The 26,598-nt window shown below is 68.6% G+C and carries 25 protein-coding genes; 17 read left to right on the top strand and 8 right to left on the bottom strand.

Features of this window, described 5'->3' with window-relative positions:
• The first annotated feature begins 50 nt into the window (after positions 1–50).
• Positions 51–875, top strand: a complete 825-nt coding sequence (locus G6N23_RS20995) for a DUF2470 domain-containing protein (protein ID WP_085260057.1) — start codon at positions 51–53, stop codon at positions 873–875.
• Between the two features lie 22 nt (positions 876–897).
• Entirely contained in the window at positions 898–1,656 is a 759-nt protein-coding gene (locus tag G6N23_RS20990; RefSeq protein ID WP_085260058.1) for a CPBP family intramembrane glutamic endopeptidase, read from the top strand.
• 10 nt (positions 1,657–1,666) lie between these two features.
• Here the strand turns inward: G6N23_RS20990 and G6N23_RS22475 are convergent, their stop codons facing one another.
• Positions 1,667–3,991, bottom strand: a complete 2,325-nt coding sequence (locus G6N23_RS22475; protein WP_133055461.1) for a cellulase family glycosylhydrolase — start codon at positions 3,989–3,991, stop codon at positions 1,667–1,669.
• A gap of 89 nt (positions 3,992–4,080) precedes the next feature.
• Positions 4,081–4,788 carry a DUF1275 family protein gene (locus G6N23_RS20980; protein ID WP_085260182.1) on the bottom strand — a complete coding sequence of 236 codons (708 nt, stop codon included), beginning with the start codon at positions 4,786–4,788 and terminating at the stop codon, positions 4,081–4,083.
• 422 nt (positions 4,789–5,210) lie between these two features.
• On the opposite strand from G6N23_RS20980, the gene G6N23_RS20975 reads away from it, so the two are divergent.
• Positions 5,211–6,380 (top strand): LCP family protein, encoded by a 1,170-nt coding sequence (locus tag G6N23_RS20975; protein ID WP_085260060.1) that lies wholly within the window; start codon positions 5,211–5,213, stop codon positions 6,378–6,380.
• A 137-nt stretch (positions 6,381–6,517) separates the two neighbouring features.
• Positions 6,518–7,057, top strand: a complete 540-nt coding sequence (locus tag G6N23_RS20970; protein ID WP_085260061.1) for a ferritin — start codon at positions 6,518–6,520, stop codon at positions 7,055–7,057.
• 19 nt (positions 7,058–7,076) lie between these two features.
• Here the strand turns inward: G6N23_RS20970 and G6N23_RS20965 are convergent, their stop codons facing one another.
• Both G6N23_RS20965 and G6N23_RS20960 read right to left on the bottom strand, forming a co-directional pair.
• The gene (locus G6N23_RS20965) at positions 7,077–7,892 is read right to left on the bottom strand and encodes a glycerophosphodiester phosphodiesterase (protein ID WP_085260062.1); all 816 of its coding nucleotides are present in this window, start codon (positions 7,890–7,892) and stop codon (positions 7,077–7,079) included.
• Between the two features lie 4 nt (positions 7,893–7,896).
• Complete coding sequence (locus G6N23_RS20960; RefSeq protein WP_085260063.1) at positions 7,897–8,997, bottom strand: DUF4328 domain-containing protein; 1,101 nt, start codon at positions 8,995–8,997, stop codon at positions 7,897–7,899.
• Between the two features lie 413 nt (positions 8,998–9,410).
• Between G6N23_RS20960 and G6N23_RS21500 the strand changes: the two genes are divergently transcribed.
• From G6N23_RS21500 to G6N23_RS20910, 11 genes are all read left to right on the top strand, one after another.
• A complete protein-coding gene (locus G6N23_RS21500) occupies positions 9,411–9,563 on the top strand; it encodes a hypothetical protein (protein ID WP_165758680.1) in 153 nt (50 codons plus the stop codon).
• A gap of 190 nt (positions 9,564–9,753) precedes the next feature.
• Complete coding sequence (locus G6N23_RS20955) at positions 9,754–10,374, top strand: superoxide dismutase (protein WP_085260064.1); 621 nt, start codon at positions 9,754–9,756, stop codon at positions 10,372–10,374.
• Positions 10,375–10,558: 184 nt separating this feature from the next.
• Positions 10,559–11,095: a peptidase gene (locus G6N23_RS20950; RefSeq protein WP_085260065.1), complete on the top strand. Its 537-nt coding sequence runs from the start codon at positions 10,559–10,561 to the stop codon at positions 11,093–11,095.
• Positions 11,096–11,217: 122 nt separating this feature from the next.
• Positions 11,218–11,907, top strand: a complete 690-nt coding sequence (locus G6N23_RS20945) for a TMEM165/GDT1 family protein (RefSeq protein ID WP_085260066.1) — start codon at positions 11,218–11,220, stop codon at positions 11,905–11,907.
• Positions 11,908–12,245: 338 nt separating this feature from the next.
• Positions 12,246–12,644 (top strand): helix-turn-helix transcriptional regulator, encoded by a 399-nt coding sequence (locus G6N23_RS20940; protein ID WP_085260067.1) that lies wholly within the window; start codon positions 12,246–12,248, stop codon positions 12,642–12,644.
• A 65-nt stretch (positions 12,645–12,709) separates the two neighbouring features.
• Entirely contained in the window at positions 12,710–13,378 is a 669-nt protein-coding gene (locus G6N23_RS20935; protein WP_085260068.1) for a DUF6474 family protein, read from the top strand.
• Positions 13,375–14,052 (top strand): YcnI family copper-binding membrane protein, encoded by a 678-nt coding sequence (locus G6N23_RS20930; protein WP_085260069.1) that lies wholly within the window; start codon positions 13,375–13,377, stop codon positions 14,050–14,052. Before G6N23_RS20935 ends, G6N23_RS20930 begins: the two co-directional genes overlap by 4 nt.
• Entirely contained in the window at positions 14,049–14,591 is a 543-nt protein-coding gene (locus tag G6N23_RS20925; protein WP_085260070.1) for a copper resistance CopC family protein, read from the top strand. The genes G6N23_RS20930 and G6N23_RS20925 overlap by 4 nt, the downstream gene beginning before the upstream one ends.
• A gap of 101 nt (positions 14,592–14,692) precedes the next feature.
• Positions 14,693–15,178, top strand: a complete 486-nt coding sequence (locus G6N23_RS20920) for a hypothetical protein (protein WP_085260071.1) — start codon at positions 14,693–14,695, stop codon at positions 15,176–15,178.
• An 8-nt stretch (positions 15,179–15,186) separates the two neighbouring features.
• Positions 15,187–15,660 carry a ribonuclease E activity regulator RraA gene (rraA, locus tag G6N23_RS20915; RefSeq protein ID WP_085260072.1) on the top strand — a complete coding sequence of 158 codons (474 nt, stop codon included), beginning with the start codon at positions 15,187–15,189 and terminating at the stop codon, positions 15,658–15,660.
• Positions 15,661–15,673: 13 nt separating this feature from the next.
• The gene (locus G6N23_RS20910) at positions 15,674–16,429 is read left to right on the top strand and encodes a YggS family pyridoxal phosphate-dependent enzyme (protein ID WP_085260073.1); all 756 of its coding nucleotides are present in this window, start codon (positions 15,674–15,676) and stop codon (positions 16,427–16,429) included.
• Here the strand turns inward: G6N23_RS20910 and G6N23_RS20905 are convergent, their stop codons facing one another.
• Positions 16,430–17,908 (bottom strand): flavin-containing monooxygenase, encoded by a 1,479-nt coding sequence (locus G6N23_RS20905; protein WP_085260074.1) that lies wholly within the window; start codon positions 17,906–17,908, stop codon positions 16,430–16,432.
• A gap of 76 nt (positions 17,909–17,984) precedes the next feature.
• Here G6N23_RS20905 and G6N23_RS20900 point away from each other — a divergent pair, with 76 nt between their 5' ends.
• Positions 17,985–18,620: a TetR/AcrR family transcriptional regulator gene (locus G6N23_RS20900; protein WP_085260183.1), complete on the top strand. Its 636-nt coding sequence runs from the start codon at positions 17,985–17,987 to the stop codon at positions 18,618–18,620.
• 7 nt (positions 18,621–18,627) lie between these two features.
• On the opposite strand, the gene G6N23_RS20895 is transcribed toward G6N23_RS20900, so the two are convergent.
• Complete coding sequence (locus tag G6N23_RS20895; RefSeq protein WP_085260184.1) at positions 18,628–19,053, bottom strand: hypothetical protein; 426 nt, start codon at positions 19,051–19,053, stop codon at positions 18,628–18,630.
• Between the two features lie 76 nt (positions 19,054–19,129).
• On the opposite strand from G6N23_RS20895, the gene G6N23_RS20890 reads away from it, so the two are divergent.
• Positions 19,130–19,990 (top strand): LLM class F420-dependent oxidoreductase, encoded by an 861-nt coding sequence (locus G6N23_RS20890; protein WP_085260075.1) that lies wholly within the window; start codon positions 19,130–19,132, stop codon positions 19,988–19,990.
• Between the two features lie 457 nt (positions 19,991–20,447).
• Here G6N23_RS20890 and G6N23_RS20885 read toward each other — a convergent pair whose 3' ends face one another.
• On the bottom strand, positions 20,448–21,899 hold the full coding sequence (locus tag G6N23_RS20885; protein WP_085260077.1) for a glutamate synthase subunit beta: 1,452 nt from the start codon (positions 21,897–21,899) through the stop codon (positions 20,448–20,450).
• Positions 21,892–26,505 carry a glutamate synthase large subunit gene (gltB, locus tag G6N23_RS20880; RefSeq protein WP_085260185.1) on the bottom strand — a complete coding sequence of 1,538 codons (4,614 nt, stop codon included), beginning with the start codon at positions 26,503–26,505 and terminating at the stop codon, positions 21,892–21,894. The genes G6N23_RS20885 and gltB overlap by 8 nt, the downstream gene beginning before the upstream one ends.
• Positions 26,506–26,598 lie beyond the last annotated feature (93 nt).

The raw sequence follows: 26,598 nt of genomic DNA, 5'->3' as shown, positions 1-26,598 counted from the left end.
CCCCGTCGTTAATTAAGTTAGCCTTACCTCACTTACTGGAAGGGTGATCGATGGCAACCACCACAGCGGTAACGGTCCCGACGTCCGCGGAACGGATCCGCAGTGCCTGCGTCCGGGGCCAGGCACTGCTGGCCATCGCCGACTCCAGCGACGCCGCGCCGGTCAACGCCCCGGTGTGCCACCTGCTGGCGGACGGGTCCTTGGTGGTCGCGGTCCCCGCCGGCGGCCCGGTCGCCGAGGCCGCCGCCACCGGCGTCTCGGCGATCCTGGAGCTGACCGACCACGCCCCGCTGCGACTGCGGGAACGAGTCCGCGCACTGGTGTGGATCCGCGGCCGGCTCCAGACCGTGCCCGAGCCGGAGATCGCCGCACTTCTCGACCGGATCGCCGCAGTCGAGCCCAACCCGGCCCTGCTGCAGGTGATCTCACCGCGCTCGGCGGCCGGGGCGTCCGACGGCCCGAGCCTCGGCGACGCGGACGCCAGCTATGCACTGCTGCGGCTCATCCCGGACTCGGCGGTGCTGGCCGATGCGACCGGGGCCGAAGCGGTCGACGTGGCGGAGCTGCTGGCGGCCCGCCCCGATCCGTTCTGCGCGATCGAGGCGCACTGGCTGCACCACCTGGACTCGGCGCACCCCGAGCTGATCGCCCGGCTGGCCACCACCAAGCTGCCCCCGCAGCTGCGGCGCGGGCGGCCCCGCCCGCTGGCCGTGGACCGCTACGGCATGTGGCTGCGCGTCGAGGCCCCGGACGGCGACCACGATGTCCGGCTGAGCTTTCCGCGGCCGGTCGCCGACGTGCTGAGCCTGAACCGAGCGGTACGCGCGCTGATGGGTTGCCCGTTCCTCAACGGGTTGCAGCCCCGTTCCCGTTGACGATCGGGGTTACCGTGTCGAGGTGACCGAGCCGGCGGCCCAGCGACGCGCGCTGCGTCTGGAGATCGCCGTGGTGCTGGCGGTCACCTACGGATTGAGCGCCGTCAGCGCGATTCTGCAACTCGCCGACGCGGTGCTGCGCGATCTCAGCGCCCAGCGGATCCCGCTGAACCCGCGCCGGTCCTATTTCGACCTCGTCGACTTCGGCCTCAACGCGGCGTGGGCGGCGCAGCTGATCGCCTGGGGCGCCCTGGCGCTGTACCTGCTGTGGCGCAGCGGATACGGACCCGCCCACCTCGGGCTGGACCGGCTGCCCCGCCGCCTCGACCTGGCCGGCGGCCTCGGCCTGGCGGCGCTGATCGGGCTGCCCGGCCTGGGCCTATATCTGCTGGCACGAACGCTGGGACTCAACGCCGACGTCATCCCCGCCGCGGTCACCGACCACACGTGGTGGTGGCGCGCGCCGATGCTGATTCTGATCGCTTTCGCCAACGCCTTCGCCGAAGAGGTGATCGTCGTCGGCTATCTGCTGACCCGGCTGGGCCAGCTGGGAGTCTCGCGACCGGTGGCGCTGGCCGGTTCGGCACTGCTGCGCGGCACGTATCACCTCTACCAGGGGTTCGGCGCCGGCTTGGGCAACGTCGTCATGGGTCTGGTGTTCGGCTACGCCTGGCAGCGCACCGGCCGGCTGTGGCCGCTGATCCTCGCGCACGGCCTGATCGACACCGTGGCGTTCGTCGGGTACGCGCTGTTCGCCGACAAGCTGGGCTGGTTGCCCTGATCGCGCAGGCTCAGTTGCCGGTCACCGTCACGGTGACGGTGTCGGCTCCGGCGTTGGATCCGATGACCAGCACCGCGGCGTTGTCCGCCGAGTGGACTTCGCCGCCGGTGACGCTGACCTGGTAGCCGTTCGGGAATTGTAGCTGCGGGATCGAGATCTGGGTCTGTGACCCGGGTTCGAAGTTGCCCGAGCCACCGGCTATCGCCGTGGAGTAGCTGAACGTGAAGACTCCGTCGGAGAACGACCAGTTGTCAGGGATGCCGGCGACCACCTGCGGGTAGGGCTGGGCCAGCGCCGCCACGATCGGCTGGTCGACGTTGTCACCGGTCGGCGCCACATTGGTGTTGTGCACCAGTGACCCCGCCTCGTTGGTGTAACCCCAGTACAGCCAGCCGAACCTGTGCGGGTCGATCGAGTTCAGCTGGCTGCTGATGGTGTCGATGTTGTGGGTGGCGCCGAATTCGGTCACTGCCGCCGGGACGCCGTGAGCGTCGGCGTAGGCCTGGGCGCCGCTCATCATCATCCCGTCCCACAGCGAGCAGCCTGAGGCGCTGCCACCGCCTAAGGCGTCGAAGATGCAGTAGTCGTGGAACGCGAAAACGGTGTTGTCATCGTCGATTTCGCGCAGGTGGGTCACCGCGGTCACGTTGCCGAACAGCACATTGGGCTCGTAGTACACGGTGGTGTTCGGGTCGACCGACCGGATCGCCGAGACCACCTGGTCATAGAACGGGTTCAGCGATCCGGTGTCGAAGTGCGGGTTGCCGAGCAGGCTGCCCAGCCACGAAGAGCCGGGCCACGGTTCGTTCATGATCTCGTAGCCGGCCACGCCCGGGGTGCCGCCCAGATAGTCGGCGACGTTCTGCCACATCCGGGCGTAGGCGTTCTGCAGCCCGACGCCGTCCACCTTCTCGTTGGACCAGAACGCATCCCAGGCCTGGTTCTGCGCCGGGTTCAGGGCGTAGGCGAACGGGAACGCCGCGCTGGTGTCGTTGTCGCCCGCGTTGAACAGGGTCGCCCAAACCGGCGCGCCGTGGCCGCCGATCTCGGCGCCGTAGAGGTCCTGGTGCATGTCGAGGATGCTGACGATGCCGTGCGCCTTGAGGGCCTCGATGGTGTCCTTGACCGACTCGAGGTAGGTCCAGTCGTACACCCCGGGCTGCGGCTCGATCTGGTCCCAGTACAGGCCCAACCGCACCGCGGTGAAGCCGTTGGCCGCCAGGAACGCCGCGTCGTCGTCGCCGAATCCGTTGCCGCCGGGCGAGAACGGCGCCGATTTGTAGACCTGGTTGACGCCCTGCAGGATGACGACCCGGCCCTGGTCGTCGACGATCCAGCCGCCGGCGGTGCCCAGTTCGGCCGGGCCCTTCTCCGGGGCTCCCTCCAGCGTGCCGAAGTGGCCGACCGTGCCGTGGCTGCCCAGCGCGCCGCCGTCGCCACCGGCCCCGCCCAGGGCGGGCAGATCGCCCCGGGCCTGGTAGACGCCGTTGCCGGCATCGCCGCCGTCGCCGCCGCTGCCGAACCACGCCGAGCCGTCACCGCCGTCCCCGCCGTTGCCGCCGATATGGGTGCCGTCACCCCCGAGGCCGCCCGTCCCGCCGACACCCAACAGCCAGCCGACTCCGGCACCGCCGGCGCCGCCGACCCCGCCGGTCAGCCCGCCGCCACCGGCGCCGCCGGTCCCACCGATACCCATGAACCACCCGCCGGCTCCGCCGGAACCGCCGGAGCCACCGGAGCCACCGTCACCGCCGTCGCCGCCGTTGCCGAAGAACCCGGCCGCACCCCCGGCTCCACCGACACCTTCGGCTTCGGTGTTGTCCCAGCCGGCCCCACCGTCGCCGAACAGCCAGCCCGCCGCACCGCCGGCAGCGTGCTCCGGCGTGCCGGCCACACCATCGCCGATCATCATGCCCGCGCCCAGTGCGGCGCTGAGCTGGTTGAGCCCGGCAACGATCGGCGCCGCACCGGCGCTGTTGATCCAGCCCTCGATACCGCTGTGCAGTGGGGTGTAGACGAGGTCCTGCAACCAGGCCGTCGGGTCCGGGGCGGCAAGGATCGACCCCGCGGCGGCGCCGGCCAGCACGCCGTCCCACGTCGGCTCGAGAAACGCCTGCCAGGCCGCCGGACTGAACATCGCATCCCAGTCGAGTCCTCCGGTGGCCGTGTCCAGAAACGGCGCCAACGCCTGCTCGAACACGTCGTCGAAGCCCTCGGCGGACGCCGGCGGCGGCGCGGCCAGTGGCGTCACCCCGAACGCCAAAAACGCCCCCACCGCAGTGCCCCACCCGACCACCCGGCGGCGATTCCTCTTAGCTCGCCAGTCACGGGTCATCCTGGGTGGACCTCTTTCCATGGCAGCGGAGAACGACGCGGCCAAGATAACAACTGGGTGCGAAAAGCACTAGCTCCAGCTGAGAAAAATTAGCTCCGGAGTCGACGCTGGCCGGCGAAGAAGTAGGTGTATCCGGTCGTCATCGCACAGACCACGCTGGCGATCGCCAGCATGTAGGTGCCGCCGGCGACCATGCCGATACCCCCACCGATCCCGGCGCCGAGCACAAAAGCCCCGAAGAGCAGGCCATATCCCAGCCAGTGCGCGAGTTCGCCGCCGCTGAGGTGGCGCTCGATACCCTGGCCCATCTTCACCAGCGTGCCGGTCACATAGCTCAACGGGATCGACACCTCGCCGTTCCGGTCGACGAAGGTGGTGTTCAGCGCGCCGATACCGAACGTCATCAACACGATCGGGAAGAAGGGCAGCGGAAGCTCGGGGCCGCCCAACAGCAAGCCGTCCACGACGGTGGCGAGCACCAGTGCCAGGGTGGTCAACACGGTGGTGGCATAGGGCCGCGTCGGCCAGAGATACCGTCGGCACAACGACGCGCTGATCACGCCGGCGACGAACGCGACCAGCAGCAGCGCCGCCGAGACCGCGAGCCACGGCGATGCCGCCACCCAGTCGTCCTCGGCGTAGTAGCCCATCACGGCGCGCTGCGCATTGCCGGTCATGAAGGTGACGAAGTATCCGGCGGAATGGGTGAACGCCGTCGCGCCCAACAATCCCGCCAAACCGGCCAGGACCCAGGACAACTTCGTCTCACTGTCGTAGGTTCCACGGAGTCCATTCATCGAAACCGCGCTGTCCGGCCGCGGCGACTCGGCGGCTTGAGCATGCTCAGCGCATCGCTCCCCGGTGATTTCGTCGGGCACCAGTGGGTTCCTTCCATCGTCGGGATCTTTCAGCCGGCTTGACACTCGGGCAGAGATAGCGGTCATTCACCTACTGTCCGAGCCGGAACATCTTGGGGTGCAGCAAGAATCGCGAAGCGTCGGCAATCGGACGCCGCCACGCCCAGCTGTGCCGCCATGTCACCGGCCAGCACTGCCGCCCGGTCGATATACCTCGACATTGCGCCACTGGTTACCCCATTTTCCAGAGCGCGAACCCGTCGTCGCCATGGTGTTTGACACCCATTTGCGGGCGAGTGGTTCGCGTATATGCATGGCTGGTCAGCGAAATCGCCGTCTCGCCGGGCGCGTAGATTGGGCGGGTGAACGGCGATCGCAGACCCGTCGGGCCGCAGCGGCCGTGGATTGGGAAGCCACCGCCTCCCCCGACGCCTCCGCGGGAGCCGCCGCCGCTCCTGCACCGCCACCCGCATCGGCCTCGGCCGCCGATAACGCCTCCGCCGCCGATGAATCAGCCCCCGCCGGTGCCCCCGGCGGCAGCGCAACGCAGGCGACCGCCGTCGCGGCCGCGGCGACGCCGCTCCTGGCCGCGCCGGCTCATGGTGCTCGCACTGCTGGTGGTGCTTCTCGGCGCGGCGGGTCTGGTCGGTGCCGCCGCCTGGCTCGACACCGCGCTGCAGCGCGCCGCGGTGTTCACCGGCTACGCCGACCGGCCGGCGCCCGGCCCGGGCACGACGTGGCTGCTGGTCGGCTCCGACAGTCGCGCGGACCTCACCGTCGACCAGCAGCAGCAGTTGACCACCGGCGGTGACGTCGGCAACGGCCGCACCGACACCGTGGTGCTGATCCACCTGCCCGCCGCGGGTTCGGGTTCACCCGCCACGGTGGTGTCCATCCCGCGCGACTCCTACGTGTCGATCCCCGGCTACGGCGAGGACAAGATCAACGCCGCGTTCGCCCTCGGTGGAGCGCCACTTCTGACCCGGACGGTGGAGCAGGCCACCGGGCTGCGTCTGGATCACTACGCCGAGATCGGCTTCGCCGGGTTCGCCGCGCTCGTCGACGCCCTCGGCGGGGTCACCGTGTGCCCGGACGAGCCGATCGACGACCCACTGGCCGGGCTGAACCTGCCGGCCGGTTGCCAGGCGCTTACCGGTCACGCCGCGCTGGGCTACGTGCGCAGCCGGGCCACACCGCGCGCCGACCTGGACCGGATGGATCACCAGCGGTTGTTTCTGTCCGCGCTGTTGGCCCGCGTCACCGACCCGGCGGTGTGGCTCAACCCGGTGCGCTGGTATGCCGTGCCGAACGCCGCCGTGCGCGCGTTGACGGTGGACGCCGGCGCGGGCGTCCTGGACCTGGCGGCACTGGGCTGGGCGCTGCGGGGCCCCACCACGATGCTGACCGTGCCGGTCGGCGAGTTCACCTACACCGACTCCGGCGACGCGGTGGTCTGGGACCACCGGCAGGCTGCCCGGCTATTCGACGCGTTGAGCCGCGACGAGGCACCGACAACGGACTCCGATAATTAACGGTAGTCGAAACTTCTGGAATTACCGTTTCGCTGGAGAGCCATTTCAGCCTATCCTATCTTTACTTAGGCAAAGCTTTCCTGAGTAAGCCTCACCTTGGATGCGCACCCGGTCTGACCTGGGGTAGCATCGCAAACATGTCCGAGATCGAAAACCACACGTCGAAATTCCACGCCCTGCTTCAGGAGCAGATTTACCACGAATTCACCGCCGCACAGCAATACGTCGCCGTTGCTGTCTATTTTGACGGAGGTGATTTTCCGCAATTGGCGAAGTTCTTTTACGCCCAGGCGGTCGAGGAACGCAAGCACGCGATGATGATGGTGCAGTATCTGCTGGACCGCTCCATCGCCGTAGAGATCCCCGGCGTGGACCCGGTGCGCAACCGCTTCGACGCCCCCCGCGACGCGCTCGTGCTGGTGCTCGACCAGGAGCGCACCGTCACCGATCAGATCAGCCGGCTGACCAGCGCCGCCCGCGACGAAAACGATCACCTCGGCGAACAGTTCATGCAGTGGTTCCTGCGTGAGCAGGTCGAGGAGGTCGCCGTGATGACCCGACTGCTGCGGGTCGCCGACCGTGCCGGCCACAACCTGTTCGACCTGGAGAGCTTCATCGCCCGCGAGATCGGCACCGTCACTCCCGAAGCCGGCGCGCCGCGAGCCGCCGGCGGGTAGCCTCCGCGCCCCGAATCGATCAGCCCGCCCGCAACCGCGCCTTGGTTCGGGCGGGCTGATTCGTGGCGATCCAAGCGACACCGACGTCCCGGCAGAAGTCGACGTCCTCATCGTGGTCGACCGTCCAGCAGTACACCGCGCGGCCTCGCGCGGCGGCATGGTCGACCAACTCCGGGTGCTCACGCAGCGTCGCGATCGAGGGTCCGATGGCGGTGGCCCCGACCGTGGTCGCGGCGCTGCCACCCAGATAGCGCGCCGCCGACCCGAGCAGCACCGTCGGCAGCAGCGGCGCCGCCCGGCGGATCCGCCACACCGCCGCCGCCGAGAACGACATCACCACCGCCCGCGAGCGGGTCGCCGATGCGGGCGAGGCGATCCCGAACCGGTGCAGCAGCGCGAGCACCTTGCGTTCGACCATCGCGCCGTAGCGCACCGGGTGCTTGGTCTCAATGAAGATCTTCACCGGGTGTTGCCAGTCCAGGACCAGCGCCACCAAAGCGTCGAGGGTGAGAAGGCCGGTGTCTCCGGACGTTACGGTCTCCGGCGGTCCGCCAGGCCGGCCGTTGTGCCGGGCCCCGTAGTCGAAGCTGCGCAGCTGCGACAGCGTCATCTCGCTGACCAGCCCCGCCCCGGTGGACGTGCGATCCACCCGCCGGTCGTGCACACAGACCAGGTGACCGTCGCTGGTCAGCCGCACATCGCATTCGACGCCGTCGGCGCCCTCCTGCAGCGCCAAATCGTAGGCGGCCAGGGTGTGTTCCGGGCGGTCGAACGACGCGCCCCGGTGCGCGACCACGAACGGGTGCTCCGCCACCACATCGTCGGCCGCTGCCATGGTTTTATGCTGCCGGTTCCCGTCCGCCGGACCCACCAACCGCGGCCGGTGTCGCCACGGTTTCCGGCTCCTGGGATAGAGCGTTCTCCGCCGGAGGCGGCGGGGGCACTGTCGGCGCGGTGTCGTGGTCGTCGGCGACCACCACCCAGTGGTGGGCGGGTCGTCCCATCGAACGTTGCTCGAATCCTTCGACCACCCGGGCCGCCGCAACCACCGCGGCCAGACCGAGCAGGTAGGCGACCACCGTCGCCACCATGTTGTCGGCGATGCCCTGCGCGTCGTCGGCCCAACTGGTGGCCGTGGCGAAGACCGCGGCACCGGTGCTGACCGCCCACACCACCCACCACACCACGATGGGTTTGCGCAGCCGGTCGAGGCGATCCTCCCGGCCGGCCAGCTCCAGCGCGTAGACCGGAGCCCAGGCCAGGTTGACGAGAGGCACCAGGCAGCCGGTCCACAGCGCCCAGGCCGGCCGCGACTCGGGCAGATGCAGCCGGGCGAACGCCGCCGACCGGCGGGCCAGCAGCCACCTGGTCAGCACCACCGCGCAGTGCACCACCGCGGCGATCGCGGCGAGGCTGGCCAGTCGGCCCAGCCACACCGCGCCACCGGCGATCAGTGGATGAAGCAGTCTGGTGCGGTTGACGATCATCAACAGGTAGATCAGCGCGTGCACCAGCGCGGCGATACCCAGCGCGGCGATCGCGCCCCCCAGCGCCTTCTCCATCGACCGCGAAGACGGGACCGCCCGCCCCTCCGGTTTCCGTTGCGCGGCAGTCGGATTGGGCGCGCCCATCAGAGTCCAGCGCGGTATCACCGAGTAGCGCGGGGTGGGACCCAATGGCCGTGGCCGGCGAGGCTGAGGGGGTGGCGGACCCGGGCGCACCGCGATCCAGCGGTACCCCGGGCCAAGCCGGGGCGGCGACTCGGGAGGCGCCATGGGGCGCTCTGCCGGCGCAGGTGGCCCGGGCTGGGCCCACTGCATCTCCGCTTCCTGCGCGGGAGCCAGTGGCGCCCACAGCGCGCCGTTGCAGCGCGGGCACCAGGCCCGCCGCCGATCGCGCACGTTCCACCGCGTGCCGCAGCGGGAGCACACCTGAATCACCGCACCAGCGTAGCGAGAGCCCCGGCGAAGGGGTCCGGGACGCGTCGCAGAGCCCCGGTCGGCAACCCTTCCAGCTACCACCGAGCTATCCACAGTTTCCACAGGTTTATCCACACACCCGCCGGGGGTAACGAGTGCCATGAGGTGCTTGTTGGCCCTCGCTGGAAGGCGCGACTGTGGATAAGGCACAGCCGCCAAAGTGAGCTGACTAACAGCTTCGAGCGAAATCTCTTGATTCACTAATCAGCTGTCACCACGACCGTGCCGGAGCCGGTCGGACCGCCTCGCTGCAGGCAGGCGGGCTAATACCCACCGAATTTTTCCACCGCGTGAACGAGGCGCTATGATCGTCGTCACAGAACGATTGTGATGCGTCTCACGCGGGCGCAACGGTCAGCTTGGGGGCAACAGGGATGACGGCACGTCCGATCGGGCCGGTCGCTACGGCGACGGCCTGGCACGCGGAAACGTCGACCTACAAACGCGGCTATCTGCTGGCTTCGCTGCGCGCCGGCGTGATCGCACTGGTGTTGCTGACCTTCCTGCTGGTGATCGTTCTGATGTAGGCGCCGCGCCCGGTGCCGGCCGCGCGACCCGTTGTTGCGGTACACCGCACGTTGGAGCAGTGTTGATCGAGGTGGCCTCACCACCCCGCGGCCGCGGTGAACGGTGGGGTGCCGCCAAAGCGTCAACGCAAGTCGACGATGATCAACGGTGATTGACACCGGATCAGCACCGATCGAAGGAAGGAACCCTGTGGCCGACTACACCTTGCCGGACTTGGACTGGGATTACGGAGCCCTTGAGCCGCACATCTCGGGCCAGATCAACGAACTGCACCACAGCAAGCACCACGCCGCCTACGTCTCCGGCGCCAATGGCGCCCTGGCCAAGCTTGAAGAGGCCCGCGCCAACGACGACCACGGCGCGATCTTCTTGAACGAGAAGAACCTGGCCTTCCACCTCGGTGGGCACGTCAACCACTCGATCTGGTGGAAGAACCTGTCCCCGAACGGCGGTGACAAGCCGACCGGCGAACTGGCCGCCGCCATCGACGACGCGTTCGGGTCGTTCGACAAGTTCCGTGCGCAGTTCACCGCAGCCGCCAACGGCCTGCAGGGTTCGGGCTGGGCGGTGCTGGGTTACGACACCCTCGGCGGCAAGCTGCTGACCTTCCAGCTCTATGACCAGCAGGCCAACGTGCCGCTGGGCATCATCCCGCTGCTGCAGGTCGACATGTGGGAGCATGCCTTCTACTTGCAGTACAAGAACGTCAAGGCGGACTACGTCAAGGCATTCTGGAACGTGGTCAACTGGGCCGACGTGCAGTCGCGGTTCGCGGCCGCCACCTCGAAGACCTCGGGTCTGATCTTCTAGTCGCAGCGTCTCGAGCGGGGTGTCGCGCCGTCGGCGCGGCGCCCCGCTCTGCTTTTCCTCACCGATTCGTTATCCGCCGCGCCGCCGTGTCCGCTTGCGCCCGTACGCCGGCTGTCGCATGCTGCGGAGACAACCCACCCGCTGAAATGCGAGCAGACGAGTCAAATGTCGCGGAGGGTGTGCGATGGAGACGACAGGGTCCGGCCGGGCGATCGAAGTCGCCCCGTTCCACTCCCACGGCGCACTACACGGATTCGTGGTCTTCGGCCGCTGGCCGGATTCGACCAAAGAATGGGCGCAGCTGCTCAGTATCGCGGTCCGGGTCGCCTCGATGCCCGGATTATTAGCCACCACAACGGTTTTCGGCACGCGGGAGGAACTTCCTGACAACCCGGGGCCGGGCACTGTCGGATTGCTGCTGGCCGAAGGCACCGTTTCCGGCGAATCCGCGATAGCACCGGGATATTTCGCCGGGCATCAGCCCTCTGCGCTGCTGATGCTGCACCCGCCCTCGGAAACCATCCCCTCACTGCCGGAATGCCGCGGCGCGGCGTCGGGCTGCGTACTGCTGCCCGGACTGCCCCATCTGGGCCTGGAACACCGGGCCGCCTGGGTTGAAGCCGAATCCGACGGCACTGTCACATCGCTGGTGAGCCGGGTCGGCGTCGACCCCGTCAACCACCCCGATACCGCAGTTCTGGCCATGCTCCTTGCCGCATAAGGCAATTCAAATCGCCGGATCCTCTCGTCGGATCGCCGGATTCGGGTCGCCGAAACCGCCGCAACGCTGGCGGGCGGGCCGGATAGTCACTAGCCTCGGCAGCTGACGAAAGGTCGTCTCGCATGCTCGCCGCCATGCTGATCAGCCTGGGAGTGGTGTTCCTGGCTGAACTCGGCGACAAATCCCAACTGATCACCATGACCTACGCGCTGCGGCACCGCTGGTGGGTGGTGTTGAGCGGGGTGGCCATCGCCGCGTTCGCGGTCCACGGCATCTCGGTGACGGTCGGGCACTTTCTGGGGCTGACGTTGCCCGCGCGCCCCATCGCCGCCGTGGCCGGGGTGGCGTTCATCTGTTTCGCCGCGTGGACGTGGCGGGAGGGCAACAACGCCGTATCTGACGCCGGGCCAATTCGTGAACCGCGGTTCGTGCTGCTCGCGGTGGTGTCCTCGGTGCTGCTGGCCGAGCTCGGCGACAAGACGATGTTGGCGACGGTGGCACTGGCCAGTGACCGCAACTGGCTCGGGGTCTGGCTCGGGGCGACCGCCGGCATGGTGCTGGCCGACGCGGTGGCGATCGCCGTCGGGACGGTTCTGCATCGTCAACTGCCCGAGCATCTGCTGCACGGGGCGGCCGGCCTGCTGTTCCTGGCGTTCGGCCTGTGGATGCTCATCGACGAGGCGCTGGACTGGCGGCCGGTGGCCATCGCCTCGGTCGCCGGGCTGGTCTTGGTGGCGTTCGCGGCGGCGCTGCGGCGGGCCGCGCTGCGGCGGCGCGGACAGACCGCCGGCGACGAATCTGCCACCCGATAGCAAATACCCCCCGCCGCTCGGCCCGCGGTGCGAACTTCACTTCGCCGGACGGGCGTCCAGACCGGAGGACCAGCGGTCGGTCCCGGTCGGCCACGGGCAGCCACCGCGGGCGAGGCAATTGTGCTTGGTACGCCACGAATCTGCGGTTGCAACGACCGGTACGGACGGTGCATGAAACGCGGGGCGACGCGCTGAACATCAAGATCGAATTCGCTCCGGAATCACCCTTGGTTGTGTGGGTATCTATGGCTACGATGATCAGCAAATCATCAGACGTGACGGCTCCCCCCTCGCCGAGCGCCTGTCGACCGCTTGCCGACCCTCGGGAGGTCCTATCGATGAGCGCGACTTTCGCTGTCCGCTTGAACCGCCTATTCGATGTGGTGTATCCACCCGGACGCGGGCCCCACACTTCGGCCGAGGTGATCGCGGCACTCAAAGCGGAGGGCATCACGATGTCGGCGCCCTACCTGTCCCAGCTCCGCTCGGGAAACCGGACGAATCCGTCCACGGCCACCATGGCCGCGCTGGCTAATTTCTTTCGGATCAAACCGGCTTTCTTCACCGACGACGACTACTACGCCAAGCTGGACGCCGAGTTGGCCTGGCTGGAAAGCGTCCGCGATGCCGGGGTACGCCGCATTGCGACTCAGGTCGTCGGGCTCTCGCCGGAGGCCCAGCAGGACATCCTGGACCGGATCGATGAGCTGCGCCGCAAGGAGCACCTCAGCGCCTGAGGCGCCGGCACCGCGATTAGGGTGGCTGGATCGGTTCCAGCGAGAGACCGGGGAGGCGGCCGCGAATGGGCCTGTTCAGAAAACGCAAGAGCCGCGCGACCCGGCGCGCCGAGGCGCGGGCGCTGAAGGCCGGCGCCCGGCTCGAGGCGCGGCTGGCCGCCAAGGGCGAGGCGAAACGCTTCAAAGCCGCCCAGCGCGCGGACGCGCGGGCCCTGAAGGCACAGCTCAAATCCGACCGGGACCGCGATCGCACGGCGCTCAAGGCGGCCGAGAGTCAACTCAAGGCGGCCCGCGACGGCCGGCTGCTGTCGCCGGCCCGCATCCGCCGCACCCTGGTGGTCTCGCGGATGCTGGCGCCCATCGTGGTGCCGCTGGTGTACCGGGCCGCCATGGTGGTTCGCGGCCTGATCGATGCGCAGCGGGCCGAACGGCTCGGGGTGCCCCTGGCCCGCATCGGCGAATTCTCCGGTTCCGGTAGAACCGAGGCCCGGCTCTCCGCGCGGATCGCCGGGGCGGAGAAGACGCTGCGCCTGGTGGCCGAGCGCAAACCCAAGGACTCCGAGACCCGGCAGTTCGTGGCAGCGATCACCGAACGGTTGAGCGCACTCGCCACCGGGGTGACCGCCATCGAGACCATGCCGGTGGATCGGCGCCGGGCCGCCTCCGCCGCGATCAGCGGGCAGCTCGACGGCATCGACGCCGATCTGATGGCCCGGCTGGGGCTGCCGTCATGAGCACCTGGACCCGCGTGTGCGCGCTTGCCGCGGTGATCGCCGCCGCCAGTTGGATCGCCGGCACCGCACCGGCCTGGGCGCATGTGCACGCCAGCAGCCCGGGCGCGGTGCGCGGGGGCGTCGCGATGGTCACCTTCGAGGTACCCAACGAATCGCCGACCGGTTCTGCCACAACCGAACTCACCGTGACGCTGCCGGACGTGGCATCGGCGCGCACCGAGACCAAACCGGGCTGGACGGCCCGGCTGGACCGCGACGCCAAGACCGGGGCGGTGCGCTCGGTCACCTGGACGGCCGAGGCCGGTGGTATCGGAGCCGACCAGTTCGGCCTGTTCCGGATCGCGATGAAGCTGCCCGACGCCGAGACGGTGGACTTCCCGTCGGCCCAGCGCTACGCCGACGGGACCGTGGTGCGCTGGGATCAGGGGCCCCCGCCCGGTGGCGGCGAGGCGGAGCGCCCGGTGCCGGTGTTGCACCTGGCGGCTGGTCCGGCGTCGGCACCCGAGCACCACGCCCAACACCCGGCGCCGGCCGTCTCCGCCGGTCCGGCGCCGGCCGGCCAACCCGAGGACGGTTCGCGCCACGCCGACAATGCGGCCCGGCTGCTCGGCGGGGCCGCGCTGCTGGTGGCCGCGCTGGCCGCGGCGATCGCGCTGGGCCGGCGGCGGGCATGACGAGGACCGTGCGACTCGCCCTGGCGGGGATGTTCGCACTCAGCACGCTGTTCGCGCTGGCGGCCCCCGGGGTGGCCGGCGCGCACGCGGTGTTGGTGTCGGCCGACCCGCCCGGCGGCGCCGAGCTGACCCGCGGGCCGGAGCGCGTCAGCGCCACCTTCAACGAACAGCTGCAGACCAGCTTCGCCGCCATGACGGTGGTCGGGCCGGACGGGCACCTGTGGTCCACCGGCCAGACACGAGTCCAGGGGGCGGTCGCCAGCGTCGCCGTCCGCCCACTGGGTCCGGTCGGCACCTACACCGTCAACTATCGGGTCACCTCCGCCGATGGTCATGTGGTGTCCGGTTCGTGGCCGTTCCGGCTGACGGAGGCCGGCACCGGTGAACCCGGCCCGGCGGTGGCCGAGCACGGGGAGGCACCGCCCCCGATTCCCCGCCGCTACGCCGACCCCGAGGGTGACCTGCCGATTTGGCCGTTCGTGGCCGGCGCGGTGGCACTTGTCGGGGCCGGCCTGTGGCTGAACCGGCCCCGATCCTGACCGCCGCCGACCTCCTGCCCGCAGTCCGATGCTGGCATGATGGGCAGTTGCCGGTGTCGCCGAGTTGATCTGAGACGAGAACCCGCCAGAGGAGCTGCCGCATGACCGACCCGCAAGACCAGCCCGACCACGAATCCGCCGCGGCACCCGAGCCCGCCGAGCCGGCCGCGTCGCCCCCGGCTGAGCCCGCCCCTCCGGGCGAGCCCACCGTGTCGGCCGAGCCGACTGCGCCGGCCGAGCCACCCGCCAAGAAGGCCGCCAAAAAGGCTCCGGCCAAGGCCGCCAAGAAGGCTCCGGCCAAGGCGGCCAAGAAGGCACCCGCCAAGAAAGCACCCGCCAAGAAGGCACCCGCCGCGGCTCCTTCGCCGTCTGCGCGGCCCGCAGCCACCAACGGTTCAGGCCGACTCGCCGACGGTGCCAAGGAGACGGCTGCCCAGGCGAAGTCGACGGTCGAGGCGGTCCGCAACCCGCTCACCCCGTCGGTGCCGCCGTCCGGCCGGTCGCCCGCGGCGATGCTGGCCGCCGGTGTCCTCGGCCTGCTCGGACTGTTGCTGATCCGCCGGCTGTTGCGCGCGCGCCGGGGCTGAACCCGCCGGTGTCCGCAGCCTTCCGGCCCACCGCCGACCTGGTCGACGACATCGGCGCCGACGTACGCAGCTGCGATCTGCAGTTCCGCCAACTGGGCGGCCGCACCGAATTCGCCGGCCGGATCAGCACGGTCCGCTGTTTCGAAGACAACGCGCTGCTCAAGGCGGTGCTCTCCGAGCCCGGCGACGGTGGGGTGCTGGTGATCGACGGCGCGGGCTCGCTGCACACCGCGCTGGTCGGTGACGTCATCGCCGAGCTGGCCCGCTCCAACGGCTGGGCCGGGCTGATCGTGCACGGCGCCGTGCGGGACGCCGCGACGCTGCGCACGCTCGACATCGGCGTCAAGGCGCTGGGCACCAATCCGCGAAAGAGCACCAAGACCGGCACGGGCGAACGCGACGTCGCCGTCGAACTCGGCGGCATCCTATTCCTGCCCGGCGAGATCGCCTACAGCGACGACGACGGCATCGTCGTCGTCTAGGACCGGCACACCGATGGACGCCACCTTGCGGGCACGCTGGGAACGGCTGCGGGAAAGGGTCGACGACGCCTGTCGCGCCGCCGGGCGCGATCCCGATGAGGTCAACGTGCTGCCGGTGAGCAAGACCTTCGGCCCGGACGTGATCCGGCAGGCAGCCGAAGACCTGGGGTTGCACCGCTTCGGCGAGAACAAGGTCCAGGAGATCCGCGACAAGGCGATGGCGCTGGCCGGCCGGGAGGCCGACCCAGGAATCGACTGGGTGATGATCGGGAACCTGCAGACCAACAAGGCCGGCGTAGTGGCGCGGCTGGCCTCCGAGCTGCAGTCACTGGACCGCCCCAAGCTGGCCGTGGCGTTGGATCGGCACCTGCGCGCCGAGAACCGTGCCATCGACGTGCTGGTCCAGGTCAAGACCTCACCCGAGCCGAGCAAATACGGCCTGGACCCCGAGCGGCTGCTGGCGTTCCTCGACGAGCTGGCCGACTACCCCACGCTGCGGGTGCGCGGCTTGATGACGCTGGCCATCAACACCTCCGACGCCGACGCGGTCCGCGGCTGCTTTCGCCGGTTGCGACGACTGCGCGACGACGCCGCCGCGCACGGCCACGACCTGCCGCGGCTGTCGATGGGCATGAGCGGGGACTTTCCCCTGGCGATCGCCGAGGGCGCCACCGAGGTGCGGATCGGGACCGCGATCTTCGGCGCCCGCCCCTACCCCGACTCCTATTACTGGCCTGAAGTCTCCGACGGGCGGGGCGGGGCGCCGTGATCACGCCGCGATCGCGGCCCGGTGCCTGCTGAACGACAAGACGTCGTCGTCGACCTTGCCGCGCCGGATCAGCTGCAGGTCGAGCAGATAGTTCTGCTTGAGCCGCCATGGCGCGCGCGACCCGGCCTTGGGCAGGTAGTCCAGTGCCCGCAGCACATAGCCGGGGGTGAAGTCCATCAACGGCCGGTCCTCGATATCGGCAGCGGGCTGACCGGGCACCACCGTGTCGAACCCGTGGGCGTCCATGTAGCTGAGCACCCGGCAGACGAACTCCGAAACCAGGTCGGCCTTCAACGTCCAGGAGGCATTGGTGTAGCCGATGGTGAACGCCATGTTCGGCAGCCCGGTGAGCATCAGGCCCTTGTAGGCCATGGTGTCGTTGAGGTCCACCGGCTCCCCGTTGCGCCGCACCTCGGCCCCGCCGAACAGCTGCAGGTTCAAACCGGTCGCGGTGATGATGATGTCGGCGGGCAGTTCCTCCCCGGAGCTCAGCTTGATACCGGTCTCGGTGAACTTCTCGATGGTGTCGGTGACGACATCGGCCTTGCCGTTGCGGATGGTCTTGAACAGGTCGCCGTTGGGCGCCAGGCACAGCCGCTGGTCCCAGGGGTTGTAGCTCGGGCCGAAGTGCTTCTCGACGTCGTAGCCCTTCGGCAGCCGCCGCTGGGCCATGGTCAGCAGCGTCTTGCGCATGAACGCCGGGAAGCGCCGCGACAGTTGGTATTGGAAGGTGCTGAAGCCGATGGCCTTCCACCGGTTGGCGACATGCGCAACGGATGCCGGCAGCAGCTTGTTCGCCCGTTCGGCGAACGGGTCGACCAGCGGTAGCGAGCCGACGTAGGTCGGGGAGCGCTGCAGCATGGTGACGTGACCGGCGCCGGTGTTCACCAGGCTCGGGATCAACGTCACCGCGGTGGCACCCGATCCGATCACGACGATCCGCTTGCCCGCGTAGTCCAAGTCCTCGGGCCAGTGCTGCGGGTGCACGATGGTGCCCCCGGCGGCGCTGAAGTCCTCGGCCCCTTCGAACTGCGGCGAGTAGCCCTCGTCGTAGTTGTAGTAGCCGCTGCAGGCGAACAGGAACGAGCAACTGAGCTGGCTCTGCTTGCCGTCGCTCTCGACCGTCACCGTCCAGCGGTTCTCCGCATCCGACCAGTCGGCGGCCACCACGTGCTGGCGATAGCGGATGTGGGAGTCGATGCCGTTCTCGGCAGCCGCCTCCTTGATGTAGGCCTTGATCGAGGGGCCGTCGGCGATCGCTTGGGCGGAGCGCCACGGCTTGAACCGGAAACCGAGGGTGAACATATCGGAGTCCGAGCGGATGCCCGGGTATTTGAACAGATCCCAGGTGCCACCGAGGTCGTCGCGGCGCTCCAGGATCGCGTAGCTCTTGCCCGGGCAGCGGTTCTGCAGGTGCCAGGCCGCGCTGATGCCGGAGATACCGGCACCGACGATCACAACATCGAGGTGTTCAGTCATGCCGACAGGTTATCAACGGTGTGTCGAGTCAGTCAACACCATGTTGATTTAGTCGACATCGTGTAAGGTGGCGGTCGTGGCCAGCCCAAATACCACCCGCTATGGACGCCGCGCGGCCCGGCCGTCCGGCGATGATCGCGAGCTGGCGATCCTGTCCACCGCCGAGCGACTGCTCGGGCAGCGGCCGCTCGCCGAGATCTCGGTGGACGACCTGGCCAAAGGCGCCGGCATCTCCCGGCCCACGTTCTACTTCTACTTCAAGTCCAAGGACGCGGTGCTGCTCTCGCTGCTCGAGCCGCTGATCGCGGCCGCCGACGAGAAGTTCGTCGGAGCGGTGCAGCGGCTGCCGACCGACCCGCGCCGGGTCTGGCGCAGCGGCATCAAGGCGTTCTTCACCGCGTTCAGCTCGCATCGCGCGATCGCCCGGGCCGGCACCGAGGCGCTGGCCTCCAGTCCGGAGTTCCGGGCGATGTGGAACGGCTTCATGCGCAAGTGGATCGAGCAGACCGCCGCGATGATCACCGCCGAGCGCGACCGCGGCGCCGCGCCGCCGACGATCCCGGCGCTGGATCTCGCGACGTCGCTGAATCAGATGAACGAGCGCACGATGATGGCCGCGCTGGTCGCCGAGGAGCCGTCGGTCCACCATGATCGGGTGGTCGACACCCTGACCCACATCTGGGTCAGCAGCATCTACGGCGAAGCGTTGTAAGTCGGCGTCAGAACTCACCGATGCCGAAGCCGGCCAGCAGCACTGCGAAGCCACCGATCTCACCGATGATGAGCAACAGCATGCCCAGTCGCAAGAGCCGACCGGCCTTCTCGAACTGGTTGGTGGTGTCGCGCAACGCGCCGTGCAGCATGTAGCTGCCGATGGCGGTGACGAAGAAGTACACCATCACCATCGAGGCGGTCATGTTCACCCAGGTGGGCCAGCCGCTGAGCTCGACGAACACCGCGACCAGCAGCGTGGCGAAGGAGTACAGCAACGCCGCCCGGTGGGCGATGTCGACGTAGATGTGGGCCTGGTGGTTCTCCGAGGTGGCGATCTGCTGGTACTTCCAGACGCCGAGCAGCAGCGCCAGCAGGAAGATCAGCCCGGCCGCCAACAACGTCACCTTGGTATCGATGCCCAGCGTCACCATGTCCACAGCGGGAGCCTATCGGGCCACGTGGGGCGTTTGGCGCTCCGGGGCGGGCGAACACGCTAACGTCGGCTGAATGCGCTTCGCGTTCAAGACCTCGCCGCAGAACACCACCTGGGCCGACATGCTGGCGGTCTGGCAGGCCGCCGACGACATCGACGTCTACGAGTCCGGCTGGACCTTCGACCACTTCTATCCGATCTTCACCGATTCGAGCGGGCCCTGCCTGGAGGGCTGGACCACGCTGACGGCGCTGGCCCAGGCCACCACCCGGCTACGGCTGGGCACCTTGGTCACCGGGATCCACTACCGCCATCCCGCCGTGTTGGCCAATATGGCCGCGGCACTCGACATCATCTCCGGGGGCCGGCTGGAGTTGGGCATCGGCGCCGGCTGGAACGAGGAGGAGTCCGGAGCCTACGGAATCGAACTGGGCAGCCTCCGTGAGCGCTTCGATCGCTTCGAGGAGGCCTGCGAAGTCCTGGTCAGCCTGTTGAGCGCGGAGACGACCACGTTCTCCGGCACCTATTACCGGCTGGAAAACGCCCGCAACGAGCCCAAGGGTCCGCAGCGACCGCACCCGCCGATCTGCATCGGCGGCAGCGGCGAGAAGCGCACCCTGAGGATCACCGCGCGTTACGCCCAGCATTGGAACTTCGTCGGGGGCACGCCGGCGGAGTTCGCCCGCAAACGCGAGGTGCTGGCCGGCCACTGCGCCGACATCGGCCGCGACGCGGGCGAGATCACCCTGTCGGCGCACCTGCGCCTGGAGCCGGATCATGATTACCACAAGGTGGTCGACGACGCCGCGGCCCTCGGCGCCGAAGGCCTGGAGCTGGCGATCATCTATCTGCCGGCGCCCTATGACCCGGCGGTCCTAGAACCGTTGGCCGAGGCGATCCGGGATTCCGGCCTTTGGACCCCGATCGCGGCTTAAGTCACGCCTCGATAACGTCGCAGCAAACTTCTCGGCGACAATCGGCCGACGCCGCCCCGAACAACCTACGTCGCGTAGCGCATCAGCTCGTCGGCCGTGATCAGACGCTCGTTCTTCGCCGGGAACTCCCGGCTCCTGCGCGGATGCCGCAGCAGTGACCAGGCCATTCGGCCCATCCGGTATCGGTATATCGGGTTGATGTACACGGCGAAAAACCCCCGCCCCGGCTCGGACCAGATTGGAATAACGCGGACCATGTTAACACATCGGTTAACGCGGCGCCCATTGCTGATCATTAGACACCGGACCGCGGGCAAACAAAACGCGACGCGCCGCATTGTGATACAGAAGTTATCAAAGTGACTATTGCGGTTTCAGTGCCGATCTGTTCAGCCCACCGGCGACTGCGCGGGGCGATCATCGGCCCGGGTGCGGCCCACCGTGGCGCGGATCTGACTCAGTGGATCGGCGCCGTCGTGGGCTTGATCGGGGACGGCAATACCGTCTTGCCCATCAGATACCGGTCGGCGCCCGCCGCGGCGGCTCGGCCCTCGGCGATCGCCCAGACGATCAGGGACTGCCCGCGCCCCATGTCCCCGGCGACGTAGACGCCCGGCACGCCGGTGGCGAAGTCCTCATCCCGTGCCACTGTGCCGCGGGCGGTGAACTCCACGCCCAGATCACTCAGCAGCGCCGACCGTTCCGGGCCGACGAACCCCATCGCCAGCAACACCAGGTCGGCTTCGAGTTCGAAGTCGGTGCCGTCCACCTTTTCGAACGCGCCATTGCGCCGGCGCACCTCGTGGGCCCGCAATCCGGTGACCCGACCGTCGCGGCCGAGGAACTCCTCGGTGTTGACCGAGAACACCCGGTCGCCGCCCTCCTCGTGCGCAGCCGAGGTCCGCATCACCAGCGGATACATCGGCCACGGCGTGGACGGGTCACGGGTCTCCGGCGGACGCGGCATGATCTCGAACTGGTGGACGCAGGTGCCGCCCTGGCGGTGCACGGTGCCCAAACAGTCGGCGCCGGTGTCGCCACCGCCGATGATGATCACCTTCTTGCCGTGCGCGGTGATCGGCGGCTCGGACAGGTCTCCGGCCTGCACCCGGTTGGCCCACGGCAGGTACTCCATCGCCTGGTGGATGCCGTCGAGCTCGCGACCGGGGATCGGCAGGTCACGCCAGGCGGTGGCGCCGCCGGCCAGCACGACGGCATCGAAGTCGCTGCGCAGCTGGTCGGCCGTCACGTCCACGCCCACGTTCACGCCGGCCCGGAACTCCGTGCCCTCGCCGGCCATCTGTTCCAGCCGCCGGTCGACGATGCGCTTCTCCATCTTGAACTCCGGGATGCCGTAGCGCAGCAGCCCACCGATGCGGTCGTCACGCTCGAACACCGTCACCGCGTGCCCGGCCCGGGTGAGCTGTTGCGCGGCGGCCAGCCCGGCCGGCCCGGAGCCCACCACCGCGACCGACTTCCCGGTCCGGACCGACGGCGGGATCGGTTGCGCCCAGCCCTCCTTGAAGCCGCGCTCCACGATCTCGTACTCGATCTGCTTGATCGTGACGGGCGGTTGGTTGATACCCAGTACGCAGGCCGGCTCGCACGGCGCGGGGCACAGCCGGCCGGTGAAGTCCGGGAAATTATTGGTGGCATGCAGCCGATCGAACGCTTCGCGCCAGCGCCCGGTGCGGACCAGGTCGTTCCATTCCGGGATCAGATTCCCCAGCGGACAGCCGTTGTGGCAGAACGGGATACCGCAGTCCATGCAGCGGCTGGCCTGCTCCCGAAGGGTGTCCTCGGGAAACTCCTGATAGACCTCGTTCCAGTCACCCACCCGCTCGGAGACCGGACGCCGCAACGGCAGGATGCGCTGGGTGTGGGTGAGAAATCCTCTCGGGTCAGCCATGAGCTGCCGCCATAATCGCCTCGTTCGGATCGGTGCCGCTCGCCTTCGCCTCGGCCACCGCGGCGAGCACCCGCCGGTAGTCACGCGGCATCACCTTGACGAAGTGGCGGCAGTGTTCTGTCCAGTCGGCCAGGATGGCCCGGGCGGGTGCGGAGTCGGTGGCCTCGGCGTGGGCGACCAGGATGCCGCGCAGCCAGTCGACATCGTCGGCCTCGAAATCGTCGAACGAATCCAGCTCCACCATCTCGGTGTTGAGCCGGCCCGGCAGTTCGGCGTTCGGGTCGTAGACGTAGGCGACACCACCGGACATGCCGGCGGCGAAGTTGCGTCCGGTGCGGCCCAGCACCACGACCTTGCCGCCGGTCATGTATTCGCAGCCGTGGTCACCGACGCCCTCGACCACCGCGACGGCCCCGGAGTTGCGCACCGCGAACCGTTCGCCGACCACCCCGCGCAGGAACACCTCACCGCTGGTGGCGCCGAACAAGATCACGTTGCCGCCGATGATGTTGTCCTCGGCGACGTATCCGTCGGGCGCATCCTTCGGTGGCCGGATCACGATCCGGCCGCCGGACAGGCCCTTGGCCACATAATCGTTGGCGTCACCGAGGACCCGCAGGGTGATCCCCGGCGGCAGGAACGCCCCGAAGCTGTTACCGGCGGAACCGGTGAAGGTGATGTCGATGGTGTCTCCCGGTAGGCCCTGGGCACCATAGGCTTTGGTGACCTGGTGGCCAAGCATGGTCCCGACGGTCCGATTGACGTTGGAGATCGAGGTGGCGAACCGGACCGGGGTGCCGGAGTCGAGCGCCTCGCGGCTCATCACGATCAACTGCTGATCCAGCGCCTTGTCCAGCCCGTGGTCCTGCTTGGAGCTGCAGTACAGGTCCTGATTCATGAACGCGGACTCCGGCTCGTGCAGCACCGGCTCCAGATCGAGCTTGTGGGCCTTCCAGTGCGCGCGCGCCAGCGTGGTGTCCAGTGCGTTCACCTGTCCGACCGCTTCGTTGAGGGTTCGGAAGCCCAGTGCGGCAAGGTATTCGCGAACCTCCTCGGCGATGAACCAGAAGAAGTTCTCCACGAACTCGGGCTGGCCGTTGAAGCGGCTGCGCAACTCCGGGTTCTGGGTGGCGACCCCGACCGGGCAGGTGTCCAGGTGGCAGACCCGCATCATGATGCAGCCCGACACCACCAGCGGTGCGGTGGCGAAGCCGAATTCCTCGGCGCCCAACAGCGCGGCGACCACCACGTCGCGGCCGGTCTTGAGCTGCCCGTCGACCTGCACCACGATCCGGTCCCGAAGGCCGTTGAGCAGCAACGTCTGCTGGGTTTCCGCCAGCCCCAGCTCCCATGGTGCACCGGCGTGCTTGAGCGAGGTCATCGGCGCCGCCCCGGTGCCGCCGTCGTGCCCGGAGATCAGCACCACGTCGGCGTGCGCCTTGGACACCCCGGCGGCCACCGTTCCGACACCGCTCTCCGCGACCAGCTTGACGTGGATGCGGGCGTCCGGATTGGCGTTCTTCAGGTCGTGGATCAGCTGTTTGAGATCCTCGATGGAGTAGATGTCATGATGCGGCGGGGGCGAGATCAGCCCGACGCCGGGGGTGGCGTGACGAACCTCGGCGATCCACGGATACACCTTGTTACCCGGGAGTTGGCCGCCCTCACCGGGTTTGGCACCCTGGGCGATCTTGATCTGCAGGTCGGTGCAGTTGACCAAATAGTCGCTGGTGACGCCGAACCGGGCGGAGGCGACCTGTTTGATCGCACTGCGCCGCCAGTCCCCGTTCTCCTCGGGCAGGTAGCGGTCGGCGTGCTCACCGCCTTCACCGCAGTTGGACCGGCCACCGATCCGGTTCATCGCGATCGCCAGCGTCTCGTGTGCCTCGGCGGAGATCGAGCCGTAACTCATCGCGCCGGTGGCGAACCGCTTGACGATCTCGGTGGCAGGCTCCACCTCGTCGATCGACACCGGCGGCCGTTCCCCGGATTTGAACCTCAGCAGGCCACGCAGCGTGGCCAGTCGCTCACTCTGGTCGTCGACCAGCTTGGTGTACTCCTTGAAGACGTCGTACTGCCCGGTGCGGGTCGAGTGCTGCAGTTTGAACACCGTCTCGGGGTTGAACAGGTGGTACTCCCCCTCGCGACGCCACTGGTACTCACCGCCCACCGGCAGCTGTCGGTGGGCGCGCTCCTCGGTGCGATCGAGGTAGGCCAACCCGTGGCGGGCGGCGACGTCGGCGGCGATGTCGTCGAGGGTGATGCCGCCGATCGGGCAGTACAGGCCGGTGAAGAATTCGTCGAGGACATCCTGGGAGATACCGACCGGCTGGAACAGTTGCGCACCGGTGTAGGAGGCCCGTGTCGAAATACCCATCTTGGACATGACTTTCAGCACGCCCTTAGCGGCGGCCTTGGCGTAGTTGGCCAACGCCTTCTCACGACCGAGACCCTCGATCAGACCCTGATCGAGCATGTCTTCGACGGACTCGAAGGCCAGATAAGGGTTGATGGCGGCGGCGCCGAAGCCCAGCAGCACCGCCATGTGGTGCACCTCCCGGGCATCGCCGGACTCCACCACCAGACCTACCTTGGTGCGGGTGCGCTCGGCGACCAGGTGGTGATGCACCGCGGAGGTGGCCAGCAGCGACGGGATGGGCGCCAGCGTCTCGTCGGACTCCCGATCCGAGATCACGATGAAGCTGGCGCCGTCGTCGATCGCCGCCGAAACCCGGGCGCACACCTGCTTGAGCGCCGCGCGCAGCCCGGCGCCGCCCTCGGCCACCGGATACAGGCAGCTGATGACGGCCGTGGACAGGCCATGCGGCCCCCGGGACCCGATCTGCTGATCGGGTTGCAGTTTGACCAGCTTCGCCAGCTCCTGGTTGCTCAGGATCGGCTGCGGCAGCACGACCTGCCGCCAGGTGGGTTCGCCGGTGTTGAGCAGGTCGCCCTCCGGCCCGACGGCGCCCTGCATGCTGGTGACCACCTCTTCGCGGATGGCGTCCAGCGGCGGATTGGTGACCTGGGCGAACAACTGCTGAAAGTAGTCGAACAGCAGCCGGGGCCGCGCCGAGAGCACCGCAACCGGGGTGTCGGTGCCCATCGACCCGATCGGCTCGGCGCCGGTACGGGCCATCGGCGCCAGCAACAGGTTGAGTTCCTCGTAGGTGTATCCGAACACCAATTGGCGCAACAGGATCCGATGGTGTTCCATGCGCGGTGCGTCGCCGGGCGGCAGCTCCTCGATTCCGATCAGAGCCTCGTCGATCCACTGCTGGTAGGGGCGCTCAGCCGCCAGCGTGGACTTGATCTCGGCGTCGGAGATGATCCGGCCGGCGGCGGTGTCCACCAGGAACATCCGGCCGGGCTGCAGCCGTTGCCGGTGCACCACGGTGGCCGGATCGAGGTCGAGCACCCCGGCTTCGGAGGCCATCACCACCAGCCCGTTGTCGGTGACCCAGATCCGCGACGGCCGCAGGCCGTTGCGGTCCAGCACCGCGCCCACCAGTGTGCCGTCGGTGAACGTCATCGAGGCCGGGCCGTCCCAGGGCTCCATGAGCGAGTCGTGGTACTCATAAAAGGCGCGAGTAGGCCCGTCCATGCTTTCGTGCCGCTCCCAGGCTTCCGGGATCATCATCAGCACCGCGTGCGGCAGACTGCGGCCCCCCAGATGCAGCAGTTCGAGCACCTCGTCGAAACGGGCCGTGTCGGAGGCTCCCGGCGTGCAGATCGGGAACAGCTTGTCGGCGGTGTCTTTCCCGTTCGCGGGGCTCCCGTCTCCGAAGACGTCGGTGCGGATCAGCGCCTCCCGGGCCCGCATCCAGTTCTCATTGCCGGTGACGGTGTTGATCTCGCCGTTGTGCGCGATGCGCCGAAACGGATGCGCCAACGGCCACGACGGAAACGTGTTGGTGGAGAACCGGGAGTGCACGATGCCCAGCGCACTGTGCAGCCGCTCGTCGGCCAGATCGGGATAGAAGGCCTTGAGCTGAGGTGTGGTCAGCATGCCCTTGTACACCATGGTCCGACCGGAAAGACTTGGGAAATAGACAGTTTCACGGCCCGGGCCGTCCTGGCCCGGTCCCTTGCTGCCCAGCTCGTGTTCGGCGCGCTTACGGACCACATAGGCGCGCCGCTCCAACGTCATCCCCGATGCACCGCCGATGAACAGCTGCCGGAAAGTCGGCATCGCGTCACGGGCGAGGGCGCCCAGCGACGAGTCGTCGATCGGCATGTCGCGCCATCCGAGCACCTGCAGCCCTTCGGCTTCGACGATCTTCTCGACGGAGGCGCAGGCGGCCGCCGCGTCTTTGGCCGACTGCGGCAGGAAAGCGATGCCGGTGGCGTAGGCGCCTTCCTCCGGCAGTTCGAAATCGGTGACCGCACGCAGGAACTGGTCCGGCACCTGGATCAGAATGCCGGCGCCGTCGCCGCTGTGCGGTTCGGCTCCGGCGGCGCCGCGGTGTTCGAGGTTGAGCAGCGCGGTGATCGACTTCTCGACGATGTCGCGGCTACGTCGGCCGTGGATGTCCACGACCATTGCGACCCCGCACGCGTCGTGTTCGAACGCGGGGTTGTAGAGCCCGACCCGACTGGGTGCCATCACCACGTGACCCTTCGCACTTCGGCCTCGAATCGTCGACATAACTGATCGATCGAGGGGTTTGATCCGTGCGACATTGAACGGCGGTTCGCC

Origin of the sequence: Mycolicibacter terrae (genome assembly GCF_010727125.1) — a bacterium.
GTDB classification, from domain to species: Bacteria; Actinomycetota; Actinomycetes; order Mycobacteriales; family Mycobacteriaceae; genus Mycobacterium; species Mycobacterium terrae.
Note: the sequence above shows the minus strand (reverse complement) of the source record. Positions and strands in the feature narration are given on the sequence as shown.